Raw genomic sequence first — 10,103 nt, 5'->3', positions numbered from 1 at the left:
CGGGCAAGGACGTGACGACGGCCAGCGCCACGGCGCCGGTCACGCTGTCCGGCAGCTACGGCACGCTGACGATCACCGGCTTCGACGCGGCCAGCGGCCAGATCGCCTACACCTACACCGCCGATGGTGGCGCCGGCGATCATTCGGGCAGTGACCCGGTGCTGGACAGCTTCACGCTGGTGGTGACCGATTATGCCGGTCAGACGCAAAGCGATGACCTGGTGATCAACCTTACCGACACCGGCCCCGCGGCGGTGGACGATGCGGCCACAACCGCAGAAGATACGCCGGTCACCTACAACGTCCTGGCCAACGACGATGGCACCAGCGACGATCAGGGCGCCGATGGCGCGACGTTGACTGCAGCGACGTTGTCCGCAACGAGCGCTGCCGCCGGGGCGGTGAGTTTCGACTCGGCGGGCAACGTGACCTTCACCCCGACGGCGGGCTTCGAAGGCGATGCACTGATCAACTACACCATCACCGATGCAGATGGGGATCCCTCAACTGCCACGCTGACGGTGACGGTAGCGGCGGACTCTGCGCCGACGGTCACCGCCGCCAGCGGCTCTGTCAGCGAGGCCGGCCTTGCCGATGGCAGCGCACCGGCCTCCGACAGCGAGACCGCCAGCGGCACTTTCGATATCGCCACCGGCAACGACAGTCTCGCCACCTTGCGTGTGGGGGACGTGGATGTCAGCCAAGCGGGTCTTGCCGGTATCAGGGTGCCCGGCAGCTACGGCACGTTAACGGTGACCGAGAGCGGTGGCACCTTCCGCTGGAGCTACACGCTTGACACCAGTGTCGATCATTCCAGCGACGCCTCGGTGCAGGACGTCTTCGCGCTGGTGGCGACCGACAGTGACGGGGATAGCGATACCGCCAATCTGACCCTGGTGGTGACCGACGATGGCCCGAGCGTCACGGTGGCGGGGGCCACTAGCGCGATGGAAGGTGGCGCGGCCATCACCGGGACCTGGGTGATGGCACCGGGGGCAGATGGCGCAAGCGCCACCCAGGCGCCCACCGTGGAGGTGGGTGGCAGCCGCTTTGCCCTGGGGGAGGCTATCGATACCGGCAGCGGCACGCTCGTCGTCGTAAGCGACGGTACCTGGCGATTTACGCCGGGACTCGATACGGCCGCTAGCGTCGGCTTTGCGGTGGTCGGTACCGATGGCGATGGCGACGAGGACAAGGACACCCACAGCATTACGCTTGTCGATGGGGCAGGTCCGGAAGCGGGCGGTGCCTCTGGTGGCGACGATGATCCCAGTTCCGCAGCGCTGGACATGACGCTGCGGGACGCCGATACCCGCGATGGAGGGGTGGGGACCGATAGCGGCAAGCTCGCCTTCACTGCGGGTTCCGATACCTTGACGACGTTCAGGTTCGGCAATGCCGACGCCGACGGTCGGGTATCGGGTATCACTGTCAGTGGCCTTGCCGGCGATACCGAGATCGTCTGGCGTCTCCAAGGTGAGGATCTGGTCGGCACGATCGACGGTGTCGATGTATTGACCCTTAGCCTCAGTGCGCCGGCGGATGGCATAGCGCCGGGGGCCTCGGGCGATGTCGGCGTGCAGGTGACGTTGGCCGACCATCTTCCCCATGGCCGCGGCGCGGATAGCTTGAGTATCAGCGGGATTCGGGTGACCGCCGCCGACGGCGACGGCGACAGCGCCTCGGGCACCGTGGTGGTCCGTGTGCAGGATGATGCACCGGTGGAGTTTGCGTCGACAGCCGTGGGCAACACGGGATTTCTGGAGGCGGTCGGGGCCGATGGCTTCGGCAGCCTGGTGTTCGATTCGAGCCTCGAGGGGGCCAGCGTCACCGATCGCAGCGGTAACGCTCTCTACCACCAAGGGGCGCAGATAAAATACGTACTGAGCGATGATGGAAAGACGCTCAGCGGCATGACGGACAGCGGCAAAACGGTGTTCGATGTCGGACTCTCCGGCGATGGTGCAAGCTACGACGTGCAGGTGTACGGGAACATCGGTGTTGCGGGGGGAGAGTCGCAGGCGGTCAACTTCTCGCAGAGCCAGGTCGCGGGGCGGGTGCCTGGACAGGGCTATCGGTATCGCTACTTCGACGATCCTGACGGCGAGAATGATGTTGATTTTCTTGCGTCTGCCTGGTCGCTGGCGAACGGAGGTCAGGAATCATTCTTGAATCTGCTCGGCCGGCAGATCTATGCGGGTAACGACTCCAAGATTGGTAACGGCGAGGTTGTTCGCTACGATTTTGTCAACGGACTCGATACGACGGGGGGGCGTCCGACCTGGGATTCCCACCAGGGCGTTACCCAGTTCACGCAAAGACTCTACGAGATGGACTCTGTCCATAGGGTGATCGAGTTTACGCTTCGGGTCGTCAAGCTGTCGACGGGTAGCGGCGACGTCGGCGGCGATCATCCGTATCGACTCGGCGGTGACACCCTGACGCTCACCGCAGATAACTTCAGTGCGGGGGCAAACGCTAACGTTACCTTCAATTCTGACGGCACCGTCAGGATCAGGTCGGTAGGCCGCACGTCATTTACCATAGACTCCGAGAGTCCCTTTCAGGCGATCGAGATACGCGGCCATGGCTCGTATGTCAGCAAAGACGATCCCCAGGGGTTCTTTCTGCTCGCCGATCAAAGCTATGTGCCCGGCGATATTCCAGCGGGAGAGGGCACAGGCTTGACCCTGGATGTGGTCGGAACCGATGCCGACGGTGATAGCGCTGCGGGGGTACTGGACATCGACCTTGGCGCCCCTGGTCAGCTACACCGGGGGACTGTCGGCGACGACGTCATCGACGCGGGTATCGGTGATGATGTGGTCGTCGCCGACGCTATCAACACCGATCATCTGGCCTGGACCAATGGTGACACCGGCGAGGAGTTTGGCGCCGGAAGTCACGATGGCATGGGTATCGATGGGCTGCAGGCGTTCTTGACCTGGTCGCCGGCGCATGGCGCCGGTACGCCGCCAGAGCTTGTCGATGTGCTGGCCTATATCGCGGCAAACGCCGACGCGTTGCAAGAGTCCGATGGGGCGAACGGGGGTAGCGACCAGGTCATCGCCGGTGCCGGCGATGACCTGGTGATAGCCGGCGGCGGCCACGACGTGGTGCGAGGCGGCGAGGGAGACGACCTGCTGCTGGGGGGCGCTGGCAGCGACGCGCTGCAAGGCGATGCGGGCGATGACCGGCTGCGAGGTGACGCGGGTGACGACGTGCTGGTGGGGGGCGCGGGCGATGATCTGTTGATCGGTGGCGCCGGCGACGATCGGCTGTTCGGTGGGTTCGGCAACGACACCTTCGCCTGGTCACTGGGGGATCAGCAGACCAGCGCTGCGCCGGCCGTCGATAGCATCTACGATTTCCACCTCAAGGATCCTGCCTTAAGCGATGACCCCGAGGCCGACAGCCTGAACCTCGGCGAGTTGTTGGCCGACTACGATGCGTCAAGCTCCGACCCGGGTCAGTCGGCCCTGGACAGCTATGTTATCGCCGCCGAAGACAGCGAAGGAAACACCGTGTTGCATGTCAAGAGTGGTGGCGGTCTGAGCGCAAACGGCGACAACGCCGATCAGCGCGTGGTCCTCGAGGGCGTCAGCATGGGTGGCGAATCGTCGGCGCAGTTCATCACGCAGCTGATGCAAGATGGCCAGCTTAGCGTGGAGTAGCGCCCAGTCTGATCCTGATGCGTTGGCGAGCGGTTGTTTGGTGAATGGCGCCCTGGGGCGCCCCACTTGTTCTTGTGTGGCGTCGCCGTGTCGCGGAGGTGCGGGGTGTCAGGCGCCATGCGCCCGGGCTGGCGGGTCGCAGTGGTGGTGTCGGCGCCGTCAAATGGGGATAATATGGCCCTTGTCTGTGGGTGGTCGCGTGGACCGCCCCGGGGTTCGATGTTGTCACCAACTCAGCAGGCCGCATGTCCTTTTTCCACCATCTCGATGAACGCACCCCCCTGACCGGTCGCCTGGCGATGAGCGTCGAGTACGACGGCAGCGCCTATTGCGGCTGGCAGCGGCTCAAGCATTCGCCCTCGGTGCAGGGCGTCGTGGAGGCTGCCCTGGCCAAGATCGCCTGCCAGCCGGTCACGATCCATTGCAGCGGCAGGACCGACTCCGGCGTCCATGCCACTCGCCAGATCGCGCATTTCGATCCGCCGGTACAACGTACCGAGAAGGCGTGGGTGTTCGGCGGCAATGCCAACCTGCCGAAGGACGTGGCAATTCGCTGGGTGCGTGAGGTCTCCGACGAGTTCCATGCGCGTTTCAAGACGTTGGCGCGCCGGTACCGGTACGTGATTCTCAATCAGCCGACTCGCCCGGTGCTCGAGCGTGCCAACGCGGCCTGGTGTCGTGATCCGTTGAACGCCGACGCCATGCATCAGGCCGCCCAGGTGCTGGTCGGCGAGCACGATTTCTCGAGCTTTCGTGCCGCCGGCTGCCAGTCGAGGACGCCGTGGCGCCATCTGCATTTCATCGAGGTGCGCCGCCACGGCCAACTGGTCGTGATCGACCTGCAGGGCAATGCCTTTCTGCACCACATGGTGCGCAATATCGCCGGGGCCCTGTTGCGCGTCGGGCGCGGCGAGCAGGGCACCGATTATCTGGCCCGCCTGCTTGCGCTTCGGGATCGCACCAAGGGCGATGTCACCGCGCCGGGGGCCGGCCTGCACTTCGTCGATTCGGTCTACGATGAACAGTGGAACCTGCCGCGCGAGCCGTTGGGACCTAATCTGCTGGCGTTTCTCGGGGAGTGGACGGGGGAGCGCGAGTTGCCGGACTGTGCCATGGTGGAGTTTCGGCGTCATCGGCCGCTGTCCGAAACCCGACGCGCGGTGACCCAGGCGGACCTGGACAGCCGGACGGGGGGCGATGCCCAGCCCCCGGCAGCGACACCCTCCGCGGCACGCGGCGAGGGAGCGCCGGGTCCCGCGGACGCCCGCCAGGCGATGGGTCTCGCGGGGCCTGCCACCGATGCACAAAGAGGCGACTCATGACGGAACTCTGCCACCAGACTCGGACGGCGCGCACGCGGGTGAAGCTGTGTGGGCTGACGCGAGAAGACGACGTCGATGCCGCGGTCAGGGTCGGCGCCGATGCCCTCGGTTTCGTGCTGTGGCCCGGCAGCAAGCGAGCGGTCGACGTCGATCGGCTGACCACACTATCGCGGCGGGTGCCCGCCTTCGTGACCCGTGTCGCGCTGCTGGTCAATCCGACCGCGGCGGAAGTCGAGCGGTGTTTGCCCTGGGTCGATCTGCTGCAGTTTCACGGCGACGAGACCGCCGAATTCTGTGCCCGCTTCGCCAAGCCCTGGATCAAGGCGCTGCGCATGCGCGATGGGCTCGACCTCCACCATGCGGCCGTGGAGTTCGCTGGGGCCAGCGGTCTCTTGCTGGATGCCTATCGGCCCGGCGTGCCGGGGGGCACCGGCGAGACCTTCGACTGGTCGCGGATCCCCGGTGATCTGGGCAAGCCGGTGATTCTTGCCGGAGGCCTGGTGGTGGACAACGTCGTCGAGGCCGTGACCCGAGTCAGGCCCTTTGCGCTGGACGTGTCCGGTGGCGTGGAGGCGGCGCCGGGGATCAAGGATGCGGCGCGGATGAGCGCCTTCGTGAACGCCGTTCAGGTCGGTGATCGCCAGGCGGACTAACGAGGAAGGACTCACAAGGAGGCGTCGCGCGATGATCGTCGTGCCGGCCGGGTGGGTTGGCCTGCTCGGCGCCTGGGCCAGCAAGGCAACGGGGCTTGTCACGCCGAGCGGGGGGCAGTGTCGGCCTTGCCTCCCGCCAAATAAAGAGGCGACGCCCCAAATAAAAGGTACGACACGCCAGATTAAAGAGGCGACGCGCCAACAAAAGGGGCGAGGCGTCGCAGCAGGCGGCCGATACCCCGGGTCGTCGCCCGGCGCTGGCAATCTTGCCTCGATCTTTCCCGTCGCCCCTACCACTTCAAAGGCGCGGGCGGCTACAATGTGCGCCCATGCTCGGGGCAATCTCGATGAAAGCGGCGGCGCCGGGGTCAGGCGCGTCGCCGACACAGCCGGGTCCCCTGGTCAGGCCGGCGCCGAACGCAAGGCGCTGCGGGCGAGTGGCTTGCCGCGCTGGAGGCCGGGATGCCGGGACCAGACAGGGGGTTTCGAGCGTCGGGCGATGGTGAGCATAAGCCCCGACCGACCGATTAGAATTCTACTCGCCGGCCCACCGCCGGCGATGCTTTGACGGAAGACTTCAGACATGAGCTGGCTAGACAAGATCGTGCCCTCGGTGGGCCGCATTCAACGCAAGGATCGTCGCGCGAGCGTTCCCGACGGCCTTTGGCGCAAGTGCCCCAAGTGTGAATCCGTGCTCTATCTCCCGGAGCTCGAGAAGCATCACAACGTCTGTCCCAAGTGTGACCATCACCTGCGCCTGACGGCGCGCAAGCGGCTCGACTGGTTTCTGGACAAGGAGGGGCGCGAGGAGATCTCGGCGGAGCTCGAGCCGGTCGACCGGCTCAAGTTCCGCGACTCCAAGAAGTACAAGGATCGCCTCACCGCGGCGCAGAAGGACACCGGGGAGAACGACGCCCTGATCGCCATGCGTGGTGCCCTCGACGGCTTGCCGGTGGTCGCGGTGTCCTTCGAGTTCACCTTCATGGGGGGCTCGATGGGCGCCGTGGTCGGCGAGAAGTTCGTGCGTGCCGCGACCGTGGCGCTGGAGGAGCGGATTCCGCTGGTGTGCTTCGCGGCGTCCGGCGGCGCGCGGATGCAGGAAGCGCTGTTTTCGCTGATGCAGATGGCCAAGACCTCCGCCGCCCTGGAGCGCTTAAAGCAGGACGGCGTGCCGTACATCTCGGTGCTGACCGACCCGGTCTTCGGTGGCGTCTCGGCGTCGCTGGCCATGTTGGGTGACCTTAACGTGGCCGAGCCGAATGCGTTGATCGGTTTTGCCGGCCCCCGCGTTATCGAGCAGACCGTGCGCGAAAAGCTGCCCGAGGGCTTCCAGCGCAGCGAGTTTCTGCTCGAGCACGGCACCGTGGACATGATCCTGCATCGCCACGAGATGCGTGAGCGTATCGGCGCCGTGTTGCGCAAGCTGACCCATCAGCCGGGCAACGGCCTGGCCGCCGACGGCGAGCCGGATCTGGTCGATGTCGCCGAAGCGGCCGAAGCCGACCTTGCCGTAGCCCTAGCCGACGCCCACGGCGGTGGTGAGCCTCGCGCCGCCGATGCAGCGCCCGCGGAAGGCTCCGCCGACAATGGCTCCGACAGCCGCCCGGACGCCGAGGCCGAGCCGGCGAGCGATGCGGTGGACGAGCGCGGCGGCGAGCGCGGCGATGCACCGCGTTGATGCACCGCGATGACTGATCAGGACCTGCCCACGACGCTCGATGCCTGGCTCGCCAGGCTCGAGGCCTCGCACCCGGTCGGCATCGATCTTGGCCTCGACCGTGTGGCCGAGGTGGCCGCCCGCATGGGGCTTCGCGAGGCGCCTATTGCCGAGCGGGTCATCACCGTGGCCGGCACCAACGGCAAGGGCTCGACGGTGGCCATGCTGGACGCCCTGGGGCGTGCCCACGGCTTGAGCGTGGCGACCTACACCTCGCCCCACCTGGTGCGCTATAACGAGCGGCTGCGCCTGGACGACAGCGAGGCCGACGACGCCTTGCTGATGGCCGGTTTCGCCGCCGTCGAGCGGGCCCGCCGCGTGCCGACACCGGTCAGCCTGAGCTACTTTGAGGTCGGCACCCTCGGCGCGCTGTGGGCCATCGCCCAGCGTCAGCCCGAGCTTGCGGTGCTGGAAGTCGGTCTGGGGGGACGCCTGGACGCGGTCAATGTGATCGACGCCGATGTGGCGGTGGTGACCACCATCGCCCAGGACCATGCGGCCTATCTCGGCGACGATATCGACGTCATCGGTCGTGAGAAGGCCGGGATCATGCGCAAGGCCCGTCCGGCGGTGCTGGGCAGCACCCAACTGCCCCCCAGCGTCATGGCGCATGCCCGCGCCATCGGCGCCCCGGCGTACCGGCTGGGGGAGGCGTTCGATCACCAGGGTGATGACGAATGGACGTGGTATGGCGTGGGGGCCGAAGGCCAGGCGCAACGGCTCGCCGCGCTGCCCGATCCCGGCTTGCCCCGGGACAACGCCGCCAGCGCCCTGCAGGCGTTGGCGCTTGGGGGCGTGGCGCTGCGCGAGCAGGCCTGTCGTGAGGCCCTGGCCACGGTGGTCCTGGCCGGGCGCATGCAGTGGCGCGGCCAGTGGTGCCTGGATGTGGGTCACAACCCGCATGCCGCGAGCTACCTGGCGCGGCGCCTGGGCGCACGGCGCTGTCCCGGGCGGACCATTGCCTTGCTCGGCATGCTCGAGGACAAGGACGCCGACGGCGTCATCGCGGCGTTAGGCGAGGTCGTCGATGCCTGGCTGCCGGTGACGCTGGCCGGGCCGCGCGCGCGTAGCGCCGACGACCTTGCCAGGCGCCTGGAGGAGCGGGGCTATCCTGTGCTGGCGCAGGGGGCCTCACCGGAGGCAGGTGCTGCCTGGCTCGAAACGCGCCTCGAGGCCGACGACCGCGTGCTGGTCACGGGGTCCTTCTTTACGGTCGGTGCCATACTGGCCAGGTGGCAGGACATGGCCGGTGACAGCCATGGCACACCGATACAGAGCACCGAGGGAGCGAGATGAAATACGGAATGCGTGAGCGGATCAGTGGCGGCATCATCCTCATCGCCCTGGCGGTGATCTTCGTGCCGATGTTGTTCGATGAGCCGGAGTCTCGTGAAGACCGTCCGCAGCCGACGCTGACCATCGAGCAGCCGGTGGAGATCGAACGCCGCGACGTGCCGGCGCCCGAGCGCCCCGAGGGCCTTGGGCAGATCCAGAATCCGAGTACGCCGGAGCAGGTCGAGCAGGGCCTGGCCAGCGCTCAGTCTGGCGCCGCGACCTCGGCCGAGGAGGGCTCGGCGGCGGCCGGGACCTCACCTGCCGAACAAGGCTCGGACCAGGGCGGCGAGCCCGCCTCCGGCGACGCTGCGGAACCCGCCACACCGCAGGTCGACCCCATTGCGGCGCTGGCGCGTCAGGCCGATGAGCGGCTGGGCGCGAGTGCCGGTTCGACGGCAAATGCCGAGTCCGGTGGCAACCGTCAGTCGCCGCCCGCGGCCGTCGAGGGCGGTCAATGGGCGGTTCAGGTCGGCAGCTTCGGTGAAACCGGCAACGCCGAACGCCTGCTCGGCGAGCTGCGTGACAAGGGCTATCCGGCCTACAGCCGGGCCCGCACCAACGCCTTGACCACCGTCTACGTCGGGCCTTATGGCGCTTCCGAGGTGGCCGAAGGCGTGATGGGTGAGCTCAAGTCCAAGGTCAACGTTCAGGGCCTGCTGGTCAGGGTGGAACGCTGATGCTGGTGACCTGGGTCGATTGGGTATTCGTTGGCGCGCTGGCGCTGGCGGTGGCGGCGGGCTTCGTCCGTGGCCTGGTGCGCGAGGCACTCGGGCTGGCGTCGTGGATCGTGGCGCTGATCGCCGCGCGCACCTTCGCCGAACCGGTGGCTGAGCTGCTGGCGCGGTGGATCGATAGCCCCGATGGTCGCCTGATCGTGGCCTTCGTGCTGATCATCGTGATCACCATCCTCGCCGGCGGGATCCTGATCCGCATGCTCCAGGCGGCGGTGGAGTGGGTCGGTGCCGGCTTTCTCAACCGCCTTACCGGTGCGCTGTTCGGCGGGGTGAAGGCCGCGGCGGTACTGACCCTGGTGACGCTGTTGATCGGCTTTACGCCGCTCGACCAGCTGACGGCCTGGCAGGACGCCTCGGTGCGCCCGCACTTCGAGCGGCTGCGCGATTGGGGGCTGGGGCAGTTGGGCGACTTCGAGGGCCGCCTGCCGGACTTCCCCGAATCACTGCGTGAACTGCCGGGCGCCGAAGAGTCACGCCCCGCAGATGGCCAACAACTCGAGCCCGGCCAAGACGCCGAGCCGCCCCAAGACGATGCGCCAGGGAGCGGATCATCGACGCCAGATGGCGAGACGGTGCCGGAGGGCACCACGCAGGTCATCGAGACCTGAACCACGATTTTTCGCGACGCGTCCCTTGGGCCGCGGCGCCCCATGGCAAGTGAGGTAAGG

7 protein-coding genes are annotated in these 10,103 nt (G+C 67.0%); all 7 read left to right on the top strand.

From position 1 onward, the window contains the following. On the top strand, positions 1-3,674 hold a 3,674-nt coding region (locus ACUN9Y_RS21630), incomplete at its 5' end, for an Ig-like domain-containing protein (RefSeq protein WP_445462814.1). A gap of 245 nt (positions 3,675-3,919) precedes the next feature. Beyond that, positions 3,920-4,996: a tRNA pseudouridine(38-40) synthase TruA gene (gene truA / locus ACUN9Y_RS21625; protein WP_445462813.1), complete on the top strand. Its 1,077-nt coding sequence runs from the start codon at positions 3,920-3,922 to the stop codon at positions 4,994-4,996. Continuing rightward, the gene (locus tag ACUN9Y_RS21620) at positions 4,993-5,649 is read left to right on the top strand and encodes a phosphoribosylanthranilate isomerase (protein ID WP_445462812.1); all 657 of its coding nucleotides are present in this window, start codon (positions 4,993-4,995) and stop codon (positions 5,647-5,649) included. Before truA ends, ACUN9Y_RS21620 begins: the two co-directional genes overlap by 4 nt. Positions 5,650-6,232: 583 nt before the next feature. After that, a complete protein-coding gene (gene accD, locus ACUN9Y_RS21615; protein ID WP_445462811.1) occupies positions 6,233-7,327 on the top strand; it encodes an acetyl-CoA carboxylase, carboxyltransferase subunit beta in 1,095 nt (364 codons plus the stop codon). A gap of 9 nt (positions 7,328-7,336) precedes the next feature. Further along, positions 7,337-8,662 carry a bifunctional tetrahydrofolate synthase/dihydrofolate synthase gene (gene folC / locus ACUN9Y_RS21610; RefSeq protein ID WP_445462810.1) on the top strand — a complete coding sequence of 442 codons (1,326 nt, stop codon included), beginning with the start codon at positions 7,337-7,339 and terminating at the stop codon, positions 8,660-8,662. Next, entirely contained in the window at positions 8,659-9,378 is a 720-nt protein-coding gene (locus ACUN9Y_RS21605; RefSeq protein ID WP_445462809.1) for an SPOR domain-containing protein, read from the top strand. The genes folC and ACUN9Y_RS21605 overlap by 4 nt, the downstream gene beginning before the upstream one ends. After that, positions 9,378-10,043 (top strand): CvpA family protein, encoded by a 666-nt coding sequence (locus tag ACUN9Y_RS21600; RefSeq protein ID WP_445462808.1) that lies wholly within the window; start codon positions 9,378-9,380, stop codon positions 10,041-10,043. The genes ACUN9Y_RS21605 and ACUN9Y_RS21600 overlap by 1 nt, the downstream gene beginning before the upstream one ends. Positions 10,044-10,103 lie beyond the last annotated feature (60 nt).

This window comes from Halomonas sp. V046 (genome assembly GCF_052645355.1).
The sequence above is the reverse complement of the archived record's forward strand: the minus strand, read 5'-3'. Positions and strand labels throughout refer to the sequence as shown.